This is a genomic window from Shewanella hafniensis, from assembly GCF_019655335.1.
Classification (GTDB): domain Bacteria; phylum Pseudomonadota; class Gammaproteobacteria; order Enterobacterales; family Shewanellaceae; genus Shewanella; species Shewanella hafniensis.
Window position 1 is genome coordinate 1 of the sequence record NZ_BPFD01000052.1, and the last position, 24,202, is coordinate 24,202.

General features: G+C 45.1%; 24 protein-coding genes and 2 pseudogenes. 7 read left to right on the plus strand and 19 right to left on the minus strand.

Features of this window, described 5'->3' with window-relative positions:
* The 4 genes and pseudogenes from K5Q99_RS22520 to def all read right to left on the minus strand — a co-directional run.
* Positions 1-111 (minus strand): annotated as a pseudogene (locus K5Q99_RS22520) (transposase); the annotation flags it as partial.
* Between the two features lie 117 nt (positions 112-228).
* Positions 229-855, minus strand: coding sequence for a LysE family translocator (locus tag K5Q99_RS14690; protein WP_220777274.1), 627 nt, complete (start codon positions 853-855; stop codon positions 229-231).
* Between the two features lie 228 nt (positions 856-1,083).
* Positions 1,084-1,929 (minus strand): rhombotarget lipoprotein, encoded by an 846-nt coding sequence (gene rhlP / locus K5Q99_RS14695; protein WP_220777275.1) that lies wholly within the window; start codon positions 1,927-1,929, stop codon positions 1,084-1,086.
* A gap of 263 nt (positions 1,930-2,192) precedes the next feature.
* Positions 2,193-2,684 carry a peptide deformylase gene (gene def / locus K5Q99_RS14700; protein WP_006081499.1) on the minus strand — a complete coding sequence of 164 codons (492 nt, stop codon included), beginning with the start codon at positions 2,682-2,684 and terminating at the stop codon, positions 2,193-2,195.
* A gap of 295 nt (positions 2,685-2,979) precedes the next feature.
* Between def and K5Q99_RS14705 the strand changes: the two genes are divergently transcribed.
* Positions 2,980-3,417: an MGMT family protein gene (locus tag K5Q99_RS14705; RefSeq protein ID WP_220777276.1), complete on the plus strand. Its 438-nt coding sequence runs from the start codon at positions 2,980-2,982 to the stop codon at positions 3,415-3,417.
* Positions 3,418-3,642: 225 nt separating this feature from the next.
* A complete protein-coding gene (locus K5Q99_RS14710; protein WP_106650385.1) occupies positions 3,643-4,434 on the plus strand; it encodes a DUF3108 domain-containing protein in 792 nt (263 codons plus the stop codon).
* A 287-nt stretch (positions 4,435-4,721) separates the two neighbouring features.
* Here K5Q99_RS14710 and K5Q99_RS14715 read toward each other — a convergent pair whose 3' ends face one another.
* A complete protein-coding gene (locus K5Q99_RS14715) occupies positions 4,722-5,501 on the minus strand; it encodes a class II glutamine amidotransferase (protein ID WP_212600585.1) in 780 nt (259 codons plus the stop codon).
* Positions 5,502-5,745: 244 nt separating this feature from the next.
* Between K5Q99_RS14715 and fadE the strand changes: the two genes are divergently transcribed.
* Complete coding sequence (gene fadE / locus K5Q99_RS14720) at positions 5,746-8,193, plus strand: acyl-CoA dehydrogenase FadE (RefSeq protein ID WP_220777277.1); 2,448 nt, start codon at positions 5,746-5,748, stop codon at positions 8,191-8,193.
* A gap of 125 nt (positions 8,194-8,318) precedes the next feature.
* Here the strand turns inward: fadE and K5Q99_RS14725 are convergent, their stop codons facing one another.
* The gene (locus tag K5Q99_RS14725; RefSeq protein ID WP_220777278.1) at positions 8,319-10,310 is read right to left on the minus strand and encodes a cation:proton antiporter; all 1,992 of its coding nucleotides are present in this window, start codon (positions 10,308-10,310) and stop codon (positions 8,319-8,321) included.
* A gap of 274 nt (positions 10,311-10,584) precedes the next feature.
* Here K5Q99_RS14725 and K5Q99_RS14730 point away from each other — a divergent pair, with 274 nt between their 5' ends.
* Complete coding sequence (locus K5Q99_RS14730) at positions 10,585-10,740, plus strand: hypothetical protein (RefSeq protein ID WP_220777279.1); 156 nt, start codon at positions 10,585-10,587, stop codon at positions 10,738-10,740.
* Positions 10,741-10,927: 187 nt separating this feature from the next.
* Positions 10,928-11,341: pseudogene (locus K5Q99_RS14735) on the plus strand (IS5 family transposase); the annotation flags it as partial.
* Between the two features lie 168 nt (positions 11,342-11,509).
* On the opposite strand, the gene K5Q99_RS14740 reads toward K5Q99_RS14735, so the two are convergent.
* The 12 genes from K5Q99_RS14740 to K5Q99_RS14795 all read right to left on the minus strand — a co-directional run bounded on the left by K5Q99_RS14740 (position 11,510) and on the right by K5Q99_RS14795 (position 20,572).
* Positions 11,510-12,364, minus strand: a complete 855-nt coding sequence (locus tag K5Q99_RS14740; protein WP_220777280.1) for a universal stress protein — start codon at positions 12,362-12,364, stop codon at positions 11,510-11,512.
* A 33-nt stretch (positions 12,365-12,397) separates the two neighbouring features.
* Entirely contained in the window at positions 12,398-13,888 is a 1,491-nt protein-coding gene (locus tag K5Q99_RS14745) for a SulP family inorganic anion transporter (RefSeq protein ID WP_220777281.1), read from the minus strand.
* Between the two features lie 395 nt (positions 13,889-14,283).
* Positions 14,284-14,559 (minus strand): hypothetical protein, encoded by a 276-nt coding sequence (locus tag K5Q99_RS14750; protein ID WP_220777282.1) that lies wholly within the window; start codon positions 14,557-14,559, stop codon positions 14,284-14,286.
* A gap of 129 nt (positions 14,560-14,688) precedes the next feature.
* On the minus strand, positions 14,689-15,927 hold the full coding sequence (gene arsJ, locus K5Q99_RS14755) for an organoarsenical effux MFS transporter ArsJ (protein WP_220777283.1): 1,239 nt from the start codon (positions 15,925-15,927) through the stop codon (positions 14,689-14,691).
* A gap of 5 nt (positions 15,928-15,932) precedes the next feature.
* Positions 15,933-16,943 (minus strand): ArsJ-associated glyceraldehyde-3-phosphate dehydrogenase, encoded by a 1,011-nt coding sequence (locus K5Q99_RS14760; RefSeq protein WP_220777284.1) that lies wholly within the window; start codon positions 16,941-16,943, stop codon positions 15,933-15,935.
* A 56-nt stretch (positions 16,944-16,999) separates the two neighbouring features.
* Positions 17,000-17,491: a phosphatase domain-containing putative toxin gene (locus K5Q99_RS14765; protein ID WP_220777285.1), complete on the minus strand. Its 492-nt coding sequence runs from the start codon at positions 17,489-17,491 to the stop codon at positions 17,000-17,002.
* Positions 17,492-17,498: 7 nt separating this feature from the next.
* Positions 17,499-17,735 carry a thioredoxin family protein gene (locus K5Q99_RS14770; protein WP_220777286.1) on the minus strand — a complete coding sequence of 79 codons (237 nt, stop codon included), beginning with the start codon at positions 17,733-17,735 and terminating at the stop codon, positions 17,499-17,501.
* Positions 17,736-17,746: 11 nt separating this feature from the next.
* Entirely contained in the window at positions 17,747-18,745 is a 999-nt protein-coding gene (locus tag K5Q99_RS14775) for a permease (protein ID WP_220777287.1), read from the minus strand.
* Between the two features lie 96 nt (positions 18,746-18,841).
* Positions 18,842-19,348, minus strand: a complete 507-nt coding sequence (locus K5Q99_RS14780) for an arsenate reductase ArsC (protein ID WP_220777288.1) — start codon at positions 19,346-19,348, stop codon at positions 18,842-18,844.
* An 81-nt stretch (positions 19,349-19,429) separates the two neighbouring features.
* The gene (locus K5Q99_RS14785; protein ID WP_220777289.1) at positions 19,430-19,777 is read right to left on the minus strand and encodes a metalloregulator ArsR/SmtB family transcription factor; all 348 of its coding nucleotides are present in this window, start codon (positions 19,775-19,777) and stop codon (positions 19,430-19,432) included.
* Complete coding sequence (locus K5Q99_RS14790) at positions 19,770-20,186, minus strand: arsenate reductase ArsC (RefSeq protein WP_220777290.1); 417 nt, start codon at positions 20,184-20,186, stop codon at positions 19,770-19,772. Before K5Q99_RS14790 ends, K5Q99_RS14785 begins: the two co-directional genes overlap by 8 nt.
* Positions 20,187-20,284: 98 nt before the next feature.
* A complete protein-coding gene (locus K5Q99_RS14795) occupies positions 20,285-20,572 on the minus strand; it encodes an ArsR/SmtB family transcription factor (RefSeq protein ID WP_220777300.1) in 288 nt (95 codons plus the stop codon).
* 266 nt (positions 20,573-20,838) lie between these two features.
* Between K5Q99_RS14795 and K5Q99_RS14800 the strand changes: the two genes are divergently transcribed.
* Both K5Q99_RS14800 and K5Q99_RS14805 read left to right on the plus strand, forming a co-directional pair.
* Positions 20,839-21,846 carry a permease gene (locus K5Q99_RS14800; protein WP_220777291.1) on the plus strand — a complete coding sequence of 336 codons (1,008 nt, stop codon included), beginning with the start codon at positions 20,839-20,841 and terminating at the stop codon, positions 21,844-21,846.
* A 129-nt stretch (positions 21,847-21,975) separates the two neighbouring features.
* Positions 21,976-23,406: a glutathione synthase gene (locus K5Q99_RS14805; protein WP_220777292.1), complete on the plus strand. Its 1,431-nt coding sequence runs from the start codon at positions 21,976-21,978 to the stop codon at positions 23,404-23,406.
* An 81-nt stretch (positions 23,407-23,487) separates the two neighbouring features.
* Here K5Q99_RS14805 and arrB read toward each other — a convergent pair whose 3' ends face one another.
* Positions 23,488-24,192 (minus strand): arsenate respiratory reductase iron-sulfur subunit ArrB, encoded by a 705-nt coding sequence (arrB, locus tag K5Q99_RS14810; protein ID WP_220777293.1) that lies wholly within the window; start codon positions 24,190-24,192, stop codon positions 23,488-23,490.
* Between the last annotated feature and the right edge of the window lie 10 nt (positions 24,193-24,202).

Here is a 24,202-nt window from a genome sequence, read left to right on the forward strand (position 1 = left end):
ACCAGAGAAATGGTCTTCACCACACAAATAGGCACGCCTAACGACTCGACTACAACAGTGATAAAAAGGCGTATCTTCCAAACTGATTTGAGTTCTCCTTGGCTGTGGCATCATCACACTCCTTGTGCTGGATTAAAGGTACTAAGCCTAGTTGAGAAAAGCGTGACTCACAAAGGAGTCATCGCTAAATTAGAATGGGTGGCTTATGAAAAACTGCTTAAGAAAAAACTATCTATCACTGGTCATGACTTTACTGGCCAAGCCAATAAGCAACACCCCTGATATTCCCTCTAAGGCTCTGGAATAACGCTGGGAATTGGGCCGACTAAATACCCAGCTTCCCGCAGACGCATAAAGGACGTTACACAGGGTCGCTAACAAACTGAAAATAAGACCAAGGGTTAACAGCTGAATTGACGTTGACCCCGCTAACGGGTCAATAAACTGCGGCAAAAAAGAGAGGAAAAATAAAGCAACTTTAGGATTAAGTACACTAACGACAATGCCTTGGAAAAATACGTTGTCGTTTGATTTGCTATTGTCATCAACAACAATATGATTGTAGCCACGCCACATTGATATTAACGCTTGAATGCCTAAATACATTAGATACGCGGCCCCCAACCACTTCACAATACTAAAAGCCAACGCTGAACTGAGAATGATGGCAGATAATCCCAAGCTAGCAGCAAGCGTGTGAACAAAATAACCCACACCTAAACCCATCGCAGCTTTAAGCCCACTGATCATTTTACCTTTCATTGTGTTAGATACAATGTAGATAACATCGGGTCCAGGGATAAGATTGATAGCAAGGCAAGCAACTGCAAACAGTAATAGTGAATTTAAATCCATTTCATTTTTCTCCTTGTTAAACGCGTAACCTATCGCGCCCGCGTAAGTGGTGTTCAACGCAACACCACAGCCTCTGCAAACCACTTTAAAAATAAAATCAAAACGTTAACTACAAGTAAGTTGATAACCAGAGCCTGTGCTCAACTTTATATACTTTTTGCCCACGTCTTGATTCAAAGCAAACCTCAATTTGCTCATCCTTAACGATCTTAATTGGCGCTTAATTATTTATTCACGGCAAATCGTTAAACGGCGCAGCGCAAAAACCCCCAGGAGTGAAAGTATCAATAGCGATAAACTGCCACCGCCGCTGTAACCTTGTTTATGTTCAATAGTGGCAACCTGCTCTTCTTTAACCCGTGTTTTAAAGCGGGCGAGCTCATCGTCTAAATTGACTATCATATCGTTCACCGCCAGCTCAAAACCCTCATAGGATTTCTCCCTTAGGGTTGTCGTCACGCCAACAGCGGTTGAACTTTCAGTTAACTGATTTATGCCCGGCGCCCTAAATAACATCTTTTGGCTGCGCATATCGAACACCGCAGTATCGACAAAGGTTTGAATGGCATTCTCATTGCCGGGGATTAAATACATGCCCACGATAGTCCAATAAAGAATGGCGGATTTGTTCTCGTGGCTTTGCATCATTTGATCGTAAGAAACCAGCGCCATCACATCGACGTCATGCAGGCGGGCAACTTGCTGCAAGGTATTAAAACCTTTGCCATTTTTAAGATAGGTGCTCGGAATGATTTCAATACGATCGATATAATCGTATTTGATAAAGGATTGTTTCACCTTGTTGAGCAAAGCGACTTGGGCGCGACTGTCTATGGCATCGGCTTGCCAATGGGATGAAGGTAAAAAAGCAATGCCGACGGTAATAGGCAAACGCAGTACAGGTAAGGATGGCTGCTGGGCTTGGCGACTCTTCTCATCTGGATATAAGTATTCGACTAAGCTACTCGATACCGCCTTTTTATCTGTAGTATTGCCGTTAAAAAACGCGCTGCAGCCACTGAGTGAAAGCATTGCGAGTGAGATTATGCCGCTGGTTATGATCTTAAGTTTCATCTGTTTCCCTACCGTATCCATACACTGCCGCTAATGATGCTACTGAATTTATTGCTAGCGGATATTGCTGGCTACCTTATCCACTCATTACTGTTAAAACAAGTCGTTATGTTCACATATCAAGTCAAAGACATTCAAACTCAGGTTTTACATACCAATTTTAGATACAAAAAAGCCGCATCATAAAATGCGGCTAGTCAGGAGATGCAACACGCGCTCAAAAGCGCTCATACACTTTTTATGCACGCTTTCATGCAGTAGGCTTAAGCGTATTTACGCACTTTTTTAAGGGCGATTTGTTGTTTTAGCATGGATAAATGTTCGATAAATACTTTGCCATGTAAATGGTCGATTTCGTGCTGCAACACTATGGCTAAAAACTCATCGGTTTCGATTTCGATAGCTTTGCCAGTTCTGTCTAAGGCGGTCACTTTAACTTTTTCAAAACGTGACACTTTAGCGCGATAACCTGGGATCGACAGACAGCCTTCTTCACCCACAAACTCGCCAGACTTTTCGACGATTTCAGGGTTGATCAGCACTTGAGGTTGGTCGCGACCGTCAGATAAATCGATCACAATAATTGCATCCGTACTGCCGACTTGCGTTGCCGCTAAACCGATACCATCGTCCGTGTGATACATGGTTTCGATTAAATCATCGATAAATCCCTGAACAGCTTCAATATCTTTTACAGGTTGCGCTTTACGTTTAAGGCGCTCGTCGGGAATGGTTAAAATATCGAGTACAGCCATGCCAGTTATCTTCTCTCATCGAGTCAAAAAAATTGGCGCTATTATGGACTATTTGACCATTTACACAATATTAAAGCTAAAAACAGTTTAAATATTTTGTTAGCAATCGAGATAGTCGATAAAAAATACCGAGTAATGCATCATCCATTGTGTGCTTAATGCCCTCACTTCTTCCGCTAAACCAGACTTTTCCGTTACACTAGCGCAACCTCGTCGCCCACGATTTTTACTGTGTGACCTTTTAAGACTGATTCTCTGAGCATGAACACGCATTTAGCTGAGGGCCAACTATTCGATGGCATCGTTTCCGAAAGACAAATCGCCGCTGTATCGCTATCTTGAAAAAGATAAACAAGATGAGCAGGATTTAGCGAGTCACCAGCACCAAGCGGTTGAGCTATCCCCCATGGCGAAAATCTGGTATATCGTTGCGATGATCCCGCAGGGAAAAATCAGCAGTTATGGCAAAATTGCCGATTATGCGGGATTACCGGGGCGAGCACGTTATGTGTCCAAGGCACTCAAATCGGCACCCGAGCATTTGTCTCTGCCTTGGCACAGAGTACTCAATAGTCAGGGTAAAATCTCCTTCGAGAAAAATTCAGTCTCCTTTCAGGAACAGATGGAATTATTAAGAATCGAAGGGATAACAGTGAACTGCGGCAAAGTTAGTTTGTCTGAGTACCAGTGGCGTCCCGATCTGGTCACTTTAGTCATGGCAATGCCATTTTAGTTTAATATACTGATCCATAAACTGTTTACATGTGTTTACATGGCTATTTACAGCAGTGTCGGCCTCGGCTATAACCTGCTAACCGTCGACTCAGATTTTTGATTTACGCTGAACTGATTTACCCTGAACTGTGTAAGTAAGCATGCTACTCGACACTTTTTTATCAACCACTACTGAGCGTTTGTAGTGATACAAGGTGAAAACCTGCGACCCAAGGAGCATTCTTTGCGTACCATTCCCACATTATTAGTGAGCTTAACGGCCCTCACCCAAAGTATGTTTGCCATAGCCGCGCCGACGCCGCTCACGCCGCAGACGGCCGAATACCAAGTCAACTATGGGGATATCGAACTCGGTAAAGCTAAATACACCCTGCCCAATCCAGAAGATGGGGTGTATAAGTATCGTTTTGACAGCGATCTTAGCCTGTTATTGCTAACCGATGTGCGCCACATTTTGAGTGAATTTACTCAAGAAAATAGTCAACTCAGCCCTTTACGTTACTTACAGCAGCGTCAAGGTGTCGGCCCGAATTACACAGAACAAACCGCGTTCGCCAAAGCGCAGGGCTTTATTCATACCCGTTATAAAGACGAGAAAGGCAAATTCCCCTATGAAGGCGAGATTTTCGATCCGCTAATGGTGCAATTGCAATTCAGGCTCGATATGGTCTCGGGCAAAGAAGCGCTCGACTACAAGATGGTCAAAGACAACGAACTGGATGAATATAAGTTCCATGTCATTGGCAGAGAACGGATGAACATCGACAGTGGCAGTTACGACACAGTCAAAATTGAAGTGGTGCGTGACAATAAAAAACGTCAAACCTTCTTCTGGATGGCACCGGATTTAGCCTACCTGCCCGTACGGTTAACACATTTTGAAAAAGGCAGTAAGCAGCTCGATATCAAGTTGCTGAAGTATCACTTCGATGAAGTTGTGAGCCAAGAAAGCACCCCGGCAGATATTGCTGAGCAACCGCAAGTACCAAAACTGCTCGGCACGACGGAAGGTTAACTGGCAAAGCATTGAGTTGAGTTGAGAAAATCAACTTAACTCAATGATACTCAATGATACTCAATGATACAAAGCCTTAGCTGAATTACACCGATAAAACCAAAACGTACTAATACCGAATCGAATGAATAGCTAACCTAGCTAGTATTTAACTGAACCTAGGGCCAGAACTCTAAGTTCGGTTAATGCTCATAGCTAATGGTTCATAGCTGACAGTTCATTGCAACAAGTTCGTTACTAATGGCCTATCACTAATCCTTGTTTGCTAAAAGATGCGTTGGATAACATCAGAGATCGATTAACAGCTCACCCAATCTGAACAGCTTCCAGTTACCCGGCTGCATAACGCGCCACTGTTCATTCTCGGTCAATGGGCGAGTCGCAATCACAGTCACCACATCATGGGCGGTAGTTTCCTTATCAAAATCAATCACCACATCGGTATCAATAAGTTTCGCTTTACCAAACGGCGCGCGGCGAGTGATGTAACATAAGTTATTACTGCAATAGCTCATTAAATGCTCGCCATCGCTCAATATCATGTTGAACACACCTAAGGCACGGATTTGCTCGGCCAACGTCGCGACAAAATGGAACACAGCCAACATATCTTCAGGTTTAGTACCGCCAAACTTCTGGGCGACTTGTTCCAAAATCCAGCAGAAAGCAAGTTCGCTATCGGTATCGCCTACGGGTTGATAGCGCGAGACATGAAACTTGGGCAGATAGTCCGTCAATTGCCCATTATGGGCATAGGTCCAATAACGTCCCCATAATTCGCGGGTAAAAGGATGAGTATTCTCTAAAGACACACAGCCGCGATTCGCTTGGCGAATATGGCTTATCACCACTTCACTTTTAATCGGGTAGGATTTGATCAATTTTGCAATATGCGATTCGCTACTCGGGCAAGCATCTTTAAAAGTACGGCTGCCTTTGCCCTCGTAAAACGTAATACCCCAGCCGTCCACGTGGGGACCGGTTACACCACCACGTTGTGCTAATCCCGTAAAACTAAACACAATATCGGTCGGCACATTGGCGCTCATCGCCAGTAACTCGCACATATTTCTCGCCTATCATCAATCAAAAAAACTACTTATTGGCATTGTAACTAGTTGATGACATTTGTGGAATGATCAAAGCTGACAAATAATTTAAACAATTGTTTGAAAAATACTTGTATTAAAATTGTCTTAGGTTTAACTTTTATGCGACACAGGTCTGACCACAAACTATAATTGTGATCGCAATCAATAAAACACTCTATGACCTGTGGTTGGCACTCGGTCATATTTAAGGAGAATTACAGTGACTACCCTACTTTGGATCATCGCCATGATCTTAGTGCTAGGAGCCCTAGCTTACCTTCGGGTATCTTTGCTCACTGCCACTATTACAGCCGCTGTTGTGATGACAGCAGGATGGACACTCGATGTTGTCGGCCCTATCTCTTGGATCGTTTTCCTTGTGGTAGCCTTGCCGTTAAATATCAGTGCATTTAGACAAAATGTGATCAGTCGCCCACTGATGAAGGTATATCGCGGCATCATGCCGGAAATGTCTTCAACTGAGAAAGAAGCGATTGAAGCCGGCACCACTTGGTGGGAAGCCGATCTGTTTGCGGGTAACCCGAACTGGAAAAAACTGCATAACTACCCAGTTGCGCGTTTAAGCGCTGACGAACAGGCCTTCCTCGATGGCCCTGTTGAAGAAGTGTGCCGCATGGTGAATCAACACCAAGTATCACATCAACTGGCTGATTTACCCGCTGAAGTATGGCAATACCTGAAAGATCACGGCTTCTTCGCCATGATCATTAAGAAAAAATACGGCGGTTTAGAATATTCGGCTTATGCCCAATCTCGCGTGTTACAAAAACTGGCGGGGTTAAGCAGTGAGTTGGCTTCAACTGTTGGCGTACCTAACTCTTTAGGCCCTGGAGAGCTGCTGCAACATTACGGCACGCCAGAGCAACAAAACCATTATTTACCGCGTTTAGCCAAAGGCTTAGAAGTCCCCTGTTTTGCACTAACCAGCCCAGAAGCCGGTAGCGATGCAGGCTCGATTCCTGACTTTGGTATTGTGTGTAAAGGCCAATGGGAAGGTGAAGAAGTTCTGGGAATGAAACTGACCTGGAACAAACGTTACATCACCTTAGCGCCTGTCGCGACAGTATTAGGCCTCGCCTTTAAACTGCGCGATCCAGAGCATCTACTTGGCGATAAAGAAGAACTCGGCATCACCTGCGCCTTGATCCCAACAGATGTTGAAGGCGTTGAAACTGGCCGTCGCCACTTCCCGCTCAACTGTATGTTCCAAAACGGTCCGACTCGCGGCAACGAAGTGTTTGTACCATTAAGCTTCATTATTGGCGGCCCGAAAATGGCTGGCCAAGGCTGGCGTATGCTAGTGGAATGTTTATCTGTGGGTCGTGGTATCACGCTGCCATCAAACTCAGCAGGTGGTGTAAAAACCGCAGCGCTGGCAACGGGTGCTTATGCTCGCATTCGTCGTCAGTTCAAATTGCCTATCGGTAAGCTTGAAGGTATTGAAGAGCCAATGGCACGCATCGGCGGTAACGCCTATCTGATGGATGCTGTGACAACGTTGACCACCACAGGTATCGACTTAGGTGAAAAACCGTCGGTTATCTCTGCAATTGTGAAATATCACCTGACGGATCGTATGCAGAAATGCGTTATCGATGCCATGGATATTCACGGTGGTAAAGGCGTGTGTCTTGGCCCCAACAACTATTTAGGTCGTGGCTACCAAGCTGCGCCTATCGCGATTACCGTTGAAGGCGCAAACATCCTGACACGTTCTATGATCATCTACGGCCAAGGCGCAATTCGTTGCCATCCTTACGTACTGGCAGAAATGGAGTCAGCATTTGATACCGAATCGGGTCAAGGTTTAGCTAACTTCGATGCAGCCATCTTTGGTCACATTGGTTTTGCGACCAGTAACTTCATCCGTAGCTTCTGGTTAGGTCTGACATCAAGCCGTTTCTCTAACGCGCCTTATTCAGATAAAACCAAACGTTATTATCAACAGATGAACCGTTTCAGTGCCAACCTTGCCTTGCTCTCTGACTTAGCCATGGCAACCTTGGGCGGCAACCTTAAACGTAAAGAGCGTATCTCTGCCCGTTTAGGTGACTTACTGAGCCAACTGTATCTGGCATCTGCCACGCTGAAGCGCTATGAAGATGAAGGCCGCCAAACCGACGACTTACCATTAGTGCAATGGGCGGTTGAAGATGCGCTGTACAAGTTACAAGCCTCGTTAGACGATTTGCTGGATAACTTCCCTATGGGTCTTGGCGGCGCATTACGCGTGGTGATGTTCCCATTCGGTCGTCCACTGAAACGCCCAAGCGATGTGTTAGATCATAAAGTTGCTAAGATCATGCAAACACCGTGTGAAAGCCGTGACCGTCTAGGTAAAGGCCAGTTCTGGACTAACTCTGAGCACAATGCTGTGGGGATCCAAGAACAAACGCTACTGGACATCATCGCGTCTGAGCCTCTACATGACAAAGTCTGTAAGGCGAGCGGTAAACGTCTACCCTTCATGTGGTTAGATAAAGTAGCCGCTGAAGGTAAAGCACTGGGCGTGCTGAGCGACGATGAAGTTAACTTGCTAGAAAGAGCGGAAATTGGTCGTATGAAGTCAATTAACGTTGATGACTTTGACCCAGCTGAACTGCGTCCAGAAGTGGTTTCTACCACTTCACAGGAACGCGCAGCGTAATCCACTCTGTAAGATTTAAACCAACAAAAAGGAGGCTAATCAGTCTCCTTTTTTAATGCCTTGACCCAATGACAATTCAAACTACTCCATCACTGAGTGGAGTCTAATACCAATCACAGCCTAGGTTAACTCTTCACTAAAGTCTCATCTGCAGCTTGAAGTGGATCAGCGGTATTATCCTCAATAGCCACTTTAGCTTCAGCCTGTACAAGCCTTAATTGTTCAGCCTCTTCATCCGCTTTTATCTTCGCTAAAGCGGCTTCTGCTGCGGCTTTCTCTTGGGCTTCCTGTGCTTCTCGCTCTGCAATCGCTTGCTGTACTTTGGCTTCTTCTAAGGCTTCAATCGGTAGCAGGCTAATGAGCTCAATACCATTCGGGAATACAGTATCGTTGCCAGACACTACAACGACCTTACCTTCCTTGGTTAAATAAACCAGTGGCATCGCCGTTTCACCGTAACGCTTACGGAAATGCTCAAAGCTGAAGTTCTCAGTTAAATTGGTCACTTTAAGCTGAGCGCCTCTCGCCATTAGGCTTGCTATCTTGGCATAGGACACGGCATCACCAAACAAACATAAACGCTGCTTATAACTTTCTGAGAGCTGGTGGCGCGCACTGCCGACTTCGGTATTATTTAAGCCAAAGACCTTCTTAGTGCCAAAGAAATCTTGAAAATGGAAACTCACTAAAGGGTTCAATTGTCGATAAGGCGAAATGATCAACACGCGGCCAATCCCAGTTAAATCCATATAGGTTTCAGCATGTTCCGATGCGGGATTACCAAAATACACTGGGATATTATCCATACGTGCGAGGCGTATGTTATCCCAGTTATTATCAGCCAATAGCACTTTGATATCCTTGGCTTTTAAGATTTTAGCTAACTCACGGGAAAATTTAGAAGCACCGAAAATCAATAGACCTTGGGCAGAATCGGCTTTGACACCGAGGAATCGTGCCCAACGTCCCGCGGTTAAACTTTGGATAACGACCGTGCCGATAATAATTAAAAACACTAAGGGCACAATCGCATCAGCGCCCTGCACATTGTTGGCTTCTAACTTAATTGCAAACAATGACGATACCGCGGCAGCGACTATACCTCGCGGTGCAATCCAGCATAAAAACCACTTATCAGCCCTCGATAAAGAGGTGCCTATACCAGAAACCCAAATACTCAGTGGCCGTGCTAGCAACATAGTGACCGCTAAAACGCCCAGTCCACCCCAACCTAAGTCGAGCATGGCATTAGAATCTAATCGCGCCGCCAATAAAATAAACAGTGCCGAAATCAACAGTACGGTTAAGGTTTCTTTAAATTCGAGGATTTCAGCAATATCCACACCGCGCATATTGGCAAGCCAAATGCCCATAACGGTCACAGTCAGTAAACCCGACTCTTCCTGTAATAGGTTAGAGCCGACAAAGATACCCAGCATTAAGGTCAAGACTGCGGTATTGCGCAAATAATGTGGTAACAGGTTGCGTCTTAATATTTGCCCTGTGAGGTAACCTGCCGCAGCGCCGAGCCCTAATCCTAGCGAAAGCATAGAGCCTAATGCATAGAGCACATGTGTCGTGGGATCGCCTGAAACAGTTATGTATTCAAAAACTAATACCGCCAGCAATGCGCCTATGGGGTCGATAACTATGCCTTCCCAGCGCAAAATACTGGCAAGTTGGGATTTAGGGCGCACACTTCTAAGCATAGGCACGATAACCGTCGGTCCCGTCACCACCACTAATGCGCCAAAGAGGAGTGCTATTTCCCAACTAAAATCGAGTAAATAAAAGGTGGCCGTGCTGATACAAGCCCAAGTAATCACTGTTCCTATGGTCACAAGATGCGTCACCATACGACCATGATCTTTGATTTCTTTAAAGTTGAGGGTCAAAGCGCCCTCAAACAAAATTACGGCAACGCCGAGAGAAATGATCGGAAAGAGTAAATTGCCAAATATCGCATCGGGATTGAGGAAACCAAGTCCGGGGCCGAGGGTGAGTCCACAGAGCAGTAAGGGCAAAATTGCCGGTAAGCGTAGTTTCCAACCAAGCCATTGACAAAAAAGCGATAACACTCCAATCAGCGCTAACATACCCGTAATTTGTTCAACCATAAAAAATCCTTTAGGTGAGGAAAACAATGAGCTCGCATTATCTTGAATGAAATAGATGACATGAGCATGATAAAGGCTCGGGAATTATCTATTTCGCTTAACAATAGCAGCAAATGCATAAACGCTATAAAGTTTATCGAAGACTGCATGACCTAAGTGAAACCAAGGCGCAACAGCGATGGACTGCAAGCTGCAGCGATTTTATGCTGCAATTATTTGATGGAAAAGATAGAAATAAAAAGGCCTTACATTGCTGTAAGGCCTTTTTATTAATTTGGCGGAGCGGACGGGACTCGAACCCGCGACCCCCGGCGTGACAGGCCGTGCAGATATGGATTTTAACGCGTTACCTATTTTACCTAAATTGCTGTCAATTGATTTAATTAGCATTATTCGCATGACCGTCGGACAGTACATTAACGACAATTAACGACAACGTGGTGGTCACGGTCACGAAAACCTGTCTTTTCACTGATCAATATTTGATCTATTTTTGTGACTAAAAATAGTGAACACTTCATATTTAAAGCAAATATGGGCTTTGTTTCCAAAATCGGTTGAACTAATTTTGATGCCGATGATCAGATCGGCATCATTAACAGACCAACCAAACTACTGTGCCTAAACCCTTCTACCAAACGACCAACTGGAAACAATACAACCAAGCTTTATCAACAGTGGTTCACTTTCCTTTTGGATTGATGAAGAAGCCATCGCTAACTGGCAAGCTAAAGAAGAACAAGGCAAGAAAGGTCGTCCACGATTGTTTAGTGATTTGTCCATCACCACCGTGCTCATTTAAGCGTATTTTCGCCATATCACTACGCGCGTTACAAGGCTTTATTAATTCAGTATTTCATCTGGCTAAGGTGCCACTTTCTTGCCCGCATTACACTTGTATTAGCAAACGCGCAAAGACAGTCGAAATTGCCCTCAAAACTAAAACGCGTAGCACCATTGATCACTTAGCGATTGATGCTACAGGACTTAAAGTCTATGGCGAAGGTGAATGGAAAGTGAAGAAGCATGGTAAGACAGCAAACGCCGTTGATTCACTCTTGTCGTGGTGAACAACGCTTCATACGACCTCAGGTCGCACAGACAAAACCAAGTTAAAGCGAATGCTATAACTTGGTTTTTTAGATTAGAAAAAATAAGCTTAAATTTATACTGCCAACTTAGCTAAGTAGCAACCTCACTTAGCGAAGTAATAACAATGGGATATGACTTTTACTGATCATCCTTGTGGTGTTACTGCCGACAAAAAACTCCCTAATCCGCGAATGACCATATGCTCCCATCACCATAAGACCGATGTGATGCTCAAGTTGATATGACCCCAAAGCCGTTTGTACTTCTCCCTGACAAAAGGCGGTAACCACATTGAAATCCGCCGCAATCAGAGATTCGGCCACCAACGCCAGTTCAGCGGTCGCCAGCGATTGATCATCAGACACCATCACTAAATGACATTCGAGCCCTTTTAAAAGTGGACTCGTTAGCACTTGATTAAGGGCTTTTTTCGCAGTAATGCTGCCATCATAGGCGATCATAAATCGAGTCGGTGCAGTAAACTCGTCCATCACCACTAAAATAGGCTGCTTAAGCGTGCGAATGACATTTTCTAAATGGCTGCCAATGGCCTGCGCTTGATCTTGATGCTGCTCACCTTGACGCCCCATCACTATAAGTCTGGTACGGGGTTCTTGCTCTAGCAGGGTTTCGACTAAATCGCCATGACGTTGTAAGGTTTCAACAACTACGTTAGGTTGGCTCTGCCCCACTCGGTTTTTTGCATCTTGCAGCATATACTTACCCTGCTCGAGTGCGAGTTTACCTCGGCGCGCTTCGAGTTCAACCATTTCATTAAGTAAGTGCTCCCGCGTACCTAAGCCGATATTTCCTGATAGATTTGACTCTGTTGGATAAGCAGACTTATCCAACACATGCAATAATGTCACTGGCGCATCAAGTTGATTTGCAGCCCAGCTACTAGCATCACATACCGCGAGTGTCGCTTTTGAACCGTCAATACAGGCAATCACATTTGTCATCGTTATTTTCCTTATTACTGTGTTGCTAGAGAATTAGTGACCAGACATCATTTTTTCGATTTCTTCTGGCTTATCGTGCACCCCAAATTTATCGACTATGGTGGCACTGGCTTCGTTAAGGCCTATCAATTCAACTTCAGTCCCCTCGCGACGGAATTTAATCACCACCTTATCCAGCGCTGATACCGCGGTGATATCCCAAAAATGCGCTTGAGATAGATCGATAGTCACCTTATCAACCACTTCCCTAAAATCGAATGAATTACTGAACTTATCTGCCGAAGCAAAAAAGACTTGCCCAATAACCTGATAATGACGACCAGTGTCGCTAGAGGTCGTTGCACTCTTAACCACCATAAGACGGCCCACTTTATTAGCAAAGAACAGGGACGCGAGTAATACCCCCACAAATACCCCCATGGCTAAGTTATGGGTAGCGACCACGACCACAACTGTGGCGACCATCACAAGGTTAGTTGACATTGGATGATGCTTGAGATTACGAATGGAATCCCAAGAGAAAGTACCGATAGATACCATGATCATCACGGCAACCAGTGCCGCCATAGGGATGAGCTTTAACCACTCGCCGAGGAATACAATCAATATGAGTAGAAATACTCCCGCAGAAAATGTCGATAACCGTCCGCGACCACCCGATTTAACGTTGATGATAGACTGACCAATCATGGCACAACCCGCCATACCGCCCATTAAGCCCGCACCAATATTGGCAATACCTTGGCCCTTACACTCGCGGTTTTTATCGCTTTGGGTATCGGTTAAGTCATCAACTATGGTGGCGGTCATCATAGATTCTAGCAAACCCACCACGGCAAGACCGACCGAGTATGGGAAGATGATCATCAGAGTTTCAAGGGTCAATGGCACTTCAGGCCAGAGGAAAATAGGTAAAGTATCAGGCAGTTGTCCCATGTCGCCGACAGTACGAATATCTAACCCCATATAAACCGCAAAAAGCGTTAATCCGACAATACACACGAGAGGCGAAGGTACGGATTTACCAATCACAGGGATGAGTGGGAACAGGTAAATGATACCGAGGCCTGCTGCCGTCATCGCATATACGTGCCAAGTCACATTAGTCAGTTCAGGTAACTGGGCCATAAAGATCAGAATCGCCAGCGCATTCACAAAGCCAGTCACCACAGAGCGGGAGACGAAACGCATCAAACTACCGAGTTTTAAGTACCCCGCAGCAATTTGCAGTACACCAGTTAATAGGGTTGCCGCGAGTAGATACTCGAGGCCATGTTCCTTCACTAAAGTCACCATCAACAACGCCATAGCGCCTGTTGCGGCAGAGATCATGCCGGGACGTCCCCCCGTAAACGCGATGACCACAGCGATACAGAATGAAGCATACAAGCCGACCTTAGGATCGACGCCTGCAATGATAGAAAAGGCAATCGCCTCAGGGATTAACGCCAGTGCTACTACAATACCGGCTAACAGATCTCCGCGTATGTTGGAGAACCACTCTTTTTTCATGGTTTGTATCATGTTACTCACTCTGATTGAAATTTAATCATATCTCCCAATAGCCAATGTCAACGCTTGACAGAAATGTCAGTGCATCGCTAATGCGGTTTTTATACGTCAAGGTGACGAAATGCAATTGAGATTATGGGGTACAACAAAACAACTACCGAGATGGTAGCCACTAAGGACGGATCATAACGATCCAAGAAGGAAGGGTTGAACTAATGCGGCTTAATGCTCATTACCGAAAATAACCTCGCTTATATGAGCCAACTCAAAGTTGACTGTATTGAAAATAGTTGCGCTATTTGGAATCGCGACATGTATGAAACAGGGAGTATAAAGAATTGTTTGCTCAAAATCAAAATGCTGGAACAAAAGAGCACTCCCATTAGGGGAGCGCCTCTCCATATCAATTAATTAGATTTTAATTTGATGAGATACTCATCTAAGGTTTCTTTGTCAGCTGATTTAACCGTCATGCCCTTAGGACCAACACCAATCACAGTGAATTGCTTTGCTGGCTCGCCATGTTGCTTAAACTCTGTTAACTCAGCCGAATTATCTTTAAACACCCATAGACGACCATCTTCTACTTCAGTGACAAAACCTGGTAAATCGAACTCGCTAGCGTGAGCAACACAAGCAAATAATCCTAAACCAAGCAGTGACATTAGTGCTGTTTTTTTCATATTGATATCCTCATTTGGAGACATAGGTGTCATTTAACTGTCTTTATGTAACACCGCTAGAATACATATGAAATATGACATATATGTTAATTCGTATATTTTTTTGACATTTTTTCGCGTTTTATGTCTTTATATCGCTCTATGTCTTGGAAGCATAATTGAGATAAGCGCCGCTAACGCAATAAATGCCGCCGATATCCACAGACATGCCGCCATGCCATACACTTGATACACCCAGCCAGACAACACAGTTCCGATCAAGCGTCCCATCGCATTAGCCATGTAGTAAAAACCCACATCTAACGATACGCCATCTTCATCCGCATAACTGACGATAAGATAGCTGTGTAATGAAGAGTTGATCGCGAATAAGGCGCCAAACAGCATCAATCCCCAAATCAGTATATTCGCGGCATGGAAGTCATAACTTATCGCCAGCGCAATGCCTGCCGGCACTATGCTCAATATCGCTGCCCAACCTAAGGCGCTACGTCCATCGGGCACCTGGTTTTGGCTCGCCGACTTTGTCCCCGTCAAGCGAGGTGCGAAGCCTTGCACTATGCCATAGCCTATTACCCAGAGTGCGAGAAAACCGCCGACATACCAATGATCCCAACCAAAGGTTGAGGCCAAATAAACGGGTAAAGCCACCACAAACCACACATCCCGCGCACCAAACAAAAACATGCGTGCGGCAGAAAGCGTGTTTACCGCCGGACTCTTAGAGAAAATTTCCGTGAACTTAGGTTTGTTTTTGGCTTTACCTAAATCGCGCTGCAAACTTAACAGACTGAAAATCCACACCAGTAATAGGCCAATCGCCATGCCTAACACGGCCTGTTGGAATCCAAACAGGGTCAGCAAGGCGCCGCCCAAGAAGAAGCCCGCGCCCTTTAGCGCATTTTTGGAGCCAGTGAGCATGGCAACCCACTTATACAGCTCACCCTCTGCATCCTTAGGCACTAACAACTTAATACTGCTTTTTGCACTCATTTTATTGAGATCTTTAGCGATACCCGACAAGGCCTGCGCCGCCATCACCCATGCAACCGTGAGCATACCGCTAGGCACAAGCAACATGCTAAGGGCGACAATCTGCATAAATAGGCCCACATTCATGGTCTTATTTAAGCCTAAACGCGCCCCGAGCCAGCCGCCGACTAAGTTAGTTACCACCCCAAAGATTTCATAGAAGAGGAATAGCATGGCAATTTGCAGCGGGCTATAACCTAATCCATGGAAATGGAGCACCACTAACATACGTAATGCGCCATCGGTGAGCGTGAATGCCCAATAGTTGCCTGTGACTACCAAATACTGGCGGATCTCGGGTGATATGTTGGAAAACAACCCTGTCAGCTTAGCCATAAAGCTTATGCCTTATCCATCAGACCGACCATGCGGGCCAGTTCGACAGTACGATTAGCATAACCCCACTCGTTGTCATACCAAGCGTAGAGTTTGACCTGAGTGCCATTGATAATCATGGTCGATAGCGCATCGATAATGCTCGAACGCGGATCGGTTTTATAATCGACCGAGACTAATGGACGTTCCTCATAACCTAAAATGCCTTTTAGCGGTCCGTCTGCCGCTTCTTTTAACAGGCGATTGACCTCAGCTTCGGTCGTTTTGCGACTCACCTCGAACACGCAATCGGTTAATGAGGCATTCGCTAATGGCACCCGCACGGCATGGCCGTTGAGCTTACCTTTGAGTTCAGGGAAAATATGAGTAATTGCCGTCGCTGAGCCTGTTGTCGTAGGGATAAGGCTTAAACCACAGGCCCGCGCACGGCGGAGATCTTTATGCGGCGCATCTAAAATCGTTTGAGTGTTGGTAATATCATGAATGGTTGTCATGGAACCATGCACTATACCGAGGTTTTCGTGGATCACTTTGACGATTGGCGCCAAACAGTTAGTGGTACAGGAGGCCGCAGTCACAATCGGATGAATGGCTTTGTCATAGAGTTGATGATTCACCCCCATGACAACGTTTAACACGCCCTCTTCTTTAACGGGCGCTGTGACCACAACGCGTTTAACGCCTTGATCTAAATAAGCTTGCAGCACTTCTTTGGTTTTCATCTTACCCGAAGCTTCAATCACCACATCACAACCGGACCAATCGGTTTCCCCGATGGTTTTATTGCGAGTACAGCTAATACGCTTACCATCGATAATGATGTCATTACCCTCGGCATTAGCCTCGTACTGCCAGCGACCATGCACAGAGTCGAATGTGAGCAAATGGGCTAAGGTCGCCGCATCCCCTGCGGGATCATTAATCTGCACAAACTCAACCTCTTCCCAGCCCCAAGCAGCGCGTAATGCTAAACGTCCCATACGGCCAAAGCCATTTATCCCGATTTTGATTGTCATACCTGCATCCTTCACACTCAGTTTTATATTAGGTGTTTTATATTATTTGTTTAAGATTAAAGCATTATCTGTTCGATATAGCCGCGTTGATGCACATTGGTTAAGGCATTAGGGCGAATGGATTGCACTTGGGTAATCACTTCTGCCAAAGAGCCTCCCGCCAGTAACAGCAAGATTGCCGCCATTAATCCTGTGCGACCGGAACCACCGCGACAATGAATCGCAATCGTCGCTTTGTTTTGCATCAAGGTCAGCAGTTCTGCTCTGTGCTTTACAAACGCTAACTCAAATTCCTCTGCGGGCGATGCATCATCTTCTATGGGTAGATGTAACCAACGGATCCCCACTTCACGGCAAATATCGGGTAATAATGCAGCACCAAATGTTTGCAATTCGGCAAATGGCATTAAAGTGATAATGACCTCAGTTCCCGCCGCTTTAAGAGTTGCCACCGCCTCTGTCACAGGAACAGATTTAGTCCCTGGGCAAGGGGTAAAAATCAACCTAGCACCACTCTCTAGCGGCAAAATATCAAATGGATGTGACATTAAAGTGTTACCCCACTAACCAGGATTCAATCATGGCTCTATGGGGAATGGAGCCCCAATGCACTAGCTTCTCATCAATCACCACGGCAGGCGTACTCATCACCTTATAATCCATGATGACTTCTGGATTGGTTTCCTTCACCAGAGAAATACCGATGCCCTTCTCGTTGGCAATGGCCGTAATGATCTCAGCGGTTTTAGTGCATTTAGCGCACCCACTACCTAATACTTTGATGTTTAACATTTTTATAATTCTCACAGAATGGGACTGATAGCGTTAAAGATCCAACCGATTAAGGTGAATGAAATCAATAAAATGGCAAAAACGATGGCCAGCAAACGCCATTGCATCACCTGCTTGAGCAAAATAAATTCGGGAAAACTGGCTGCAACCGTTGCCATACAAAATGCCAATGTTGTCCCTACAGGTAAGCCATTAATGATAAGACTCTCCATGATAGGAATAACCCCTGTGGCATTGGAATACAGAGGAATACCGATCAATACCGCCGCAGGCACTGACCACCATTGGCCGTCACCTAAGTGAGCTTCAATCCAGCCATCGGGAACAAATCCATGGAGCGCGGCGCCAAGCCCAACCCCAATAATGACCCATTTCCACACTCGACCAAAAATCTCTAACGTCTCACCTTTCGCAAACTCATGTCGCTCAGTTAACGTCATCGATGTTGATGTCATACCCTCGTTATTATCATGACTCGCTTGCGCCTGACCTTGCTCAAGTGCCTTTGCGGCAAAGGACTGCAACCAACGTTCAGCGCGAATCGAGTCTAAAAAAGCGCCCGCCAACATACCCACTGACATGCCGACCAGCACGTATATCACAGTGAACTGCCAGCCCAGCAGACTCACAAGCAACAGAACGGCGACTTCATTAATTAACGGCGAAGTGATCAGAAACGCCATAGTGATCCCAACGGGGATCCCCGCAGAAGTAAAACCTAAAAAAACCGGAATACTCGAACAGGAACAAAATGGAGTAACAGCACCAAAACCCGACCCCATAAAATACCCAACAAACCGATTTTTACCCGCCAAATAATCCCGAACGCGCTCAACATTGAGTGATGCCCGCACCAAAGCGATGACATAAATCATCAGCAACAGGAGCGCAAAAATCTTCGTGGTATCTTCAATAAAAAAATGGATGGCATCAGCCAACTTAGTATTGGGATCTAGACTCATTACCCCAAAGGTTAACCAACTCGCTAAATCGGAAAATATTTGCAACATAGTTAAACTTCCTTGCTAAACATCAAAGCAGCACAGGCAAAATACTGACTATTTTATAGGCTGAATCACAACTCATTTAAATATCAGTACATGTTTCTATGTAAGTGGAAACTGGTTTGCAATTGACTGTAATGCTGTTTTTTGAGCTTCAATACCTGCCGAAAGCGGCAACGAGATAAGTGTTTTGATACGATTTTCAAGGGTGCCAATGACACGACTGAATTGCGCATCCATATTGGCAGGATCCGCTGATGTCGGGTCGGGTAAGCCCCAATGCAATTTAAGTGTTTGGCCTAACCACAAAGGACAGGTTTCTCCCGCGGCGCTATCACACACAGTAATCACCAGATCGGGCGTAAAATCGGCCATCATATCCCAGCTTTTACTGCTGAGTCCTTCAATGCTATAGCCTCTGTGCGCTAGCTGTAATAAGGTTTGCGGATGAACCACACCCGCAGGTTCGCTGCCTGCGCTCGCAAATTGCCATTGAGCGGTAGTAGTCAAAACTTGCTTAGCGACGATATCTCGACCTATAACTTCAGCAAGAATGCTACGGCAGGCATTATGGGTACATAAAAAAAGCACTTTTACAGAAGAAGCCATATAAACCTCCGGCGACAATAATATATGAAATTTCGTATATTTTAATTTAAATTTTTTTATTTATTTGCTACGGGGTAGACTTTAGCAACAAGCTCTAGCGCGCTCAGGACGGCCACCCATCTTGCACAAGTTACGCATATTTTCTTCAAGAAAAACCGTATTTTGGCTAGTGACTTCACTCAATACTAACTTACCCCATTCTGGTAAATCATTATTGATACTGTAGAAAATCCACTGTCCCTGACGACGGTCGATTAATAAACCACATTTACGCAACTGAGCTAGATGTCGCGAAATCTTAGGCTGGATCTCTTGCAAGGCTTCTGTTAGCTCACAAACACAGAGCTCACCCTCATGCTGAATAAGCATCAAACAACGCAAGCGAGTTTCATCGGCTAAACATTTGAAAAACTGGGTAGGATTAATCATTGATGTCCTTCGACTGTACTAATACAAACATTTTAATCCTTTCGTTCAACTCTCTAAAGGTTTGTTCAAACCCACGAGTGCCCGATTCGATTCTGGGATCGGGATAATCCCAAGCGATAATTTTATCTGCTAAGGGAAAACTCTGACACTCTTGCGTTGATTTTTCACAGAGGCTGATCACAAAGTCAAAGGATTGCCCACTAAACTCACTGACAGACTTCGAACGTAACTCACTCGTATCCAAATCATTTTTCTGCAAAAGCGTAAGAGTTCGCTCATCTATAGGCTCAGGCTGCGTACCCGCACTAAACACATCAAACTGCCCTTGGGCTTGGTGTCTTAATAAGGCCTCAGCGAGTTGTGAACGCGCAGAATTACCAACACAGAGAAAAAGTACACGTTTTTTCATGGGAATGAGCCCTGATGAAAGATATATACACTATATACGATTTATCATATATGTAAACGTCCACATGTAATGATTTACCGATCAATTAACAAAATGGTTTATTGGCTGCTACAACATTGATCCTGTAAAAAATGCACCAACCCTTGCAATAGATCATAGTCAGGTACGCAGTACAATACTCTTCCTTCGCGCCGTTGGGAGATAATCCCCGCCGACATTAAGGCGTTAATATGGTGCGAAAGAGTCGAGCCTGGGATCTGTAATGCTTCCTGTAATTGACCCACTGCAACACCTGCATATCCTCCCTTAACGAGCAGCTTAAACAGGGCGAGGCGCGTCGGGTGCCCCAGCTCTTTCAATACCTTAGCGGCACTGTCTATATTCATGTCGGCTATATTCATAGCGGCCTCATCTGGTTAAATAATTCGATAATACCAGAAACATCTAGTACAGCGCGACCGTAAATTCAATCACAGGTTTACAGCCTCATTGCATACGCTGAAATTCATCACCAGTGAGCCTATCTAAGACTTAAACTGATTTATTTCCATAATTCCAGAAATAAAGTATTGAAAGCCATCGGTACGGCCACTATAATTCTGGAATATTCGAAATAGCGTGTTCGCATATCTTTTAATCACAGAGGTAAAAAATGAGTCCCGATATGATAACCATGTTTAAAGAAACTCTAGATATGTTCGTGTTCTTAGCAGTTGAACTTACATTGCTCTTTTTAGTTATCAGCTATCTGGTGGGTATACTGCAAGAGTATATCAGCCCACAAAAAGTACAATCCATCCTAAGCTCGCGTAATGGTAAAGGCTATTTTGTTGCTGCGATGCTGGGGTCTATTACCCCGTTTTGCTCTTGCTCCACCATTCCTTTTTTGAAAGGTCTACTCAGAGCTCGTGCTGGTTTTGGTCCTATGATGGTTTTTCTGTTTGCCAGTCCGTTATTAAATCCGATTATTATCGGACTGTTTGTCGTCACCTTTGGCATTAAAGTGGCGTTGTTTTACTTTGTTATGGCGATGGGCGTATCAGTGCTTGCAGGTTTTGCGCTTGAAAAACTTGGATTTGAAAAGTATGTCCGTGAAGAGGCTTATCAACAGGGCGAGTTAACCACCTCATGTTGCGATACTAAACCCGCGCCAGTAACGGCATCGTGCTGTGACACTAAGCCTGCGCCAGTAGTAGCTTCTTGTGACACCGTTTGTGGAGCTGCAAGTCATTCAGCACCGCAGATAGAAAGTCGTTGGTTACGTGTGTGGCGCACAACGTGGAAGGATTTTAAACAAGTGCTACCCTACCTTTTTGTGGGCGTGTTACTAGGCTCATTCATCTATGGCTTCATTCCCACGGATTTAATTGCTCAATACGCCGGCGATGCAACTTGGTATGCCATCCCAATTGCCGCGGTTATTGGTATTCCTCTTTATATTCGCGCCGAAGCGGTTATTCCACTCAGCGCAGCTTTAGTCCAAAAAGGGATGGCAATGGGTTCTGTGATGGCATTAATCATAGGGAGTGCTGGCGCCAGCATAACTGAAGTGATTTTACTCAAGGCTATCTTTAAAAATCAGATGATTGCTGCTTTCCTCGCTGTCATTATAGGTATGGCTGTGGGTGCGGGCTTTCTCTATAGCGTTATATTCGGCTAAGCCAAATAGTGATTTAGCTCGGCGCATCACTAATATATTCCACTTAGAATGCGCGTACTTTGGCATTGATCAGTTTAGTGCCGAGCTATCTTTTGATCAGATTAACACGAAAAATTTAAGGTCAGCTTGATGAATGATTCTAGCACCACAAAAGTCAAAGATGATGCCATCGAATGGGCGCTAATGCATGGTATGGCGTTTAAACGCTCTCCCTATTCTGCCCGCCATGCGCCATTTACTTTAATGCCGAGTTTAATCAGCCGAGAACACTATCAACACTTAAAAAACTCAGTACATCTGCTCGGTAAACTAATTCATTCTATTTCTGAAGCACATCATTTTTTTCACGATGCAATCCAACCTATCACGGCCAGTGAGCCTTTTTTTGCCGCCTTGCTCAATATGCATCAACAACTCCATGATACTCAGCCTTCAGTACAGAGAATGCCGTTGCTGATTATGCGCAGCGACTTTATGGACGATAGGGACTTAGGACCAAAACTGGTGGAATTTAATGGCATCGCAGCTGGCATGGGTCCCTTTGGTCAAAGAGTCCACCAGTTGCACCATTATTTGCAGCAATGGCATCAACTGCCTATGGGTCAACTGGTTGACAATCATGCCATTGCACAATTATCCGCAGGCATAGCTAAAGCAACCTTTAAGATAAAACAAGAATTTGAAGACGTGGGGCCGGCAAGATTTTTGATGATAGTGCAACAAAATGAAGACAATGTGTTCGACCAACATTTACTCGAACTCGCACTACAACAGCAAGGGATCCAGACAATTCGCAGGACCTTTAACGAACTCCAAGACCAACTCTCCACTGGCGAAAAACATAGACTGATACTCGAAGGCATTGGCACCATTGATACCGTTTATCTGCGGGCGGGTTATCAATATGCAGATTATGAATCCGTTGACATCAATGGCAACAAGAACAGCCTAGCCCTGATGGAGATCCGTGTATTGATTGAAAAACATCGCGTTGCCGTCAATGCCACCATAGGACAACAACTGGCAACCAGTAAACGGATGCAGATGCTGATCTCGTCTATGGATGAAAGGTCCTTGACTCAGTTTGGTTTAACGCTGCAACAAGCCAAAATAGTCAAATCCCTCCTCGGCGAGATGCGCCCTGTTACCCCAGAGAGTATCCAGTTAGTCGAAGCGTCCCCAATAGACAGTTGGGTGCTGAAAAATCAAGGTGAAGGCGGTGGCAATTGCCTGTTTGGTGCCGATATTTCACATGAATTAGCCGAGCTAGAACCCACGCAATACCAAGCATGGTCGCTGATGCGCCGCTTACACCCTAGGCCGAGAGCAACACCAGCCTTAGTGGTGCGTAACGGCGAGATTGAAACCATAAATGACATGATCCCTGAAATAGGCATGTTCACCGTTTACATTGATGGCGAGCCTGCGATGGAGGATAGCTCTAATAGCGAGAGCCCCAGTTATGCGGGATATTTAATTCGCAGCAAATCGGCCATGGTGACTGAGGGTGGAGTTCACAGCGGCCAAGGGGTATTAGATTCTTTGATGTTTAGCGACTAATACAGATTAAAAGATATTAATTAAAAAGCCACAGACAAGAATCTGTGGCTTTTTGCGATCAAACCAATTGCACTTGCACAGCTAGTAAGCGGTTTTAACCCCAAAACTGCGGATATAAAACACTCTCGGTCCTGTTCCTGCCTCTGGTTTTAACTGCATCGGTTTATGCAATTTAATTAACTGAGAAATTTTGCTTTGTGGATCATCTAAATCACCAATCACCCGCGCTTCAGATGGACAAGCATCGACACAGGCAGGATTTAAGCCTTTATCGAGCCTATGGTCACAGAAGGTACACTTCTCTGTGGTGCGTTTTGGTCGTGTAACAGGGTAAGTATCGCCCCGCTCAGGATTTTCATTGGGTGATGCAGTCGCCCCAGAGCGTTTAAGCAGCATCAGTGGTGATACAGTCCCGTTAGCCACTAACTCAGAGTCATCTTGCCAACGACGGTGCGGTGTCATAACATTAAAGCTAATCACGCCATATGGGCAAGCATTCATACATTTCTTGCAGCCAATGCACTCATCATTGTTTTGCAACGTTAAACCACGATCATCTTTGTACATTGCTCCAGTTGGACACACCTTTACACAAGGCGCATTGTCACAGTGGTTACACAAGGTCGGTATATAAGAGTACTTTACATCGGGGAATATCCCCTCTGTGGTCGTTTTATGATGCGACCAATGGATACCGTCATTCGTGTTGTTTTCTGTTTTACAGGCTAGATCACAGCCCCCGCAACCTACACATTTTTGTAGGTCAATCACCATTCCTAATCTCATAATGGATTAC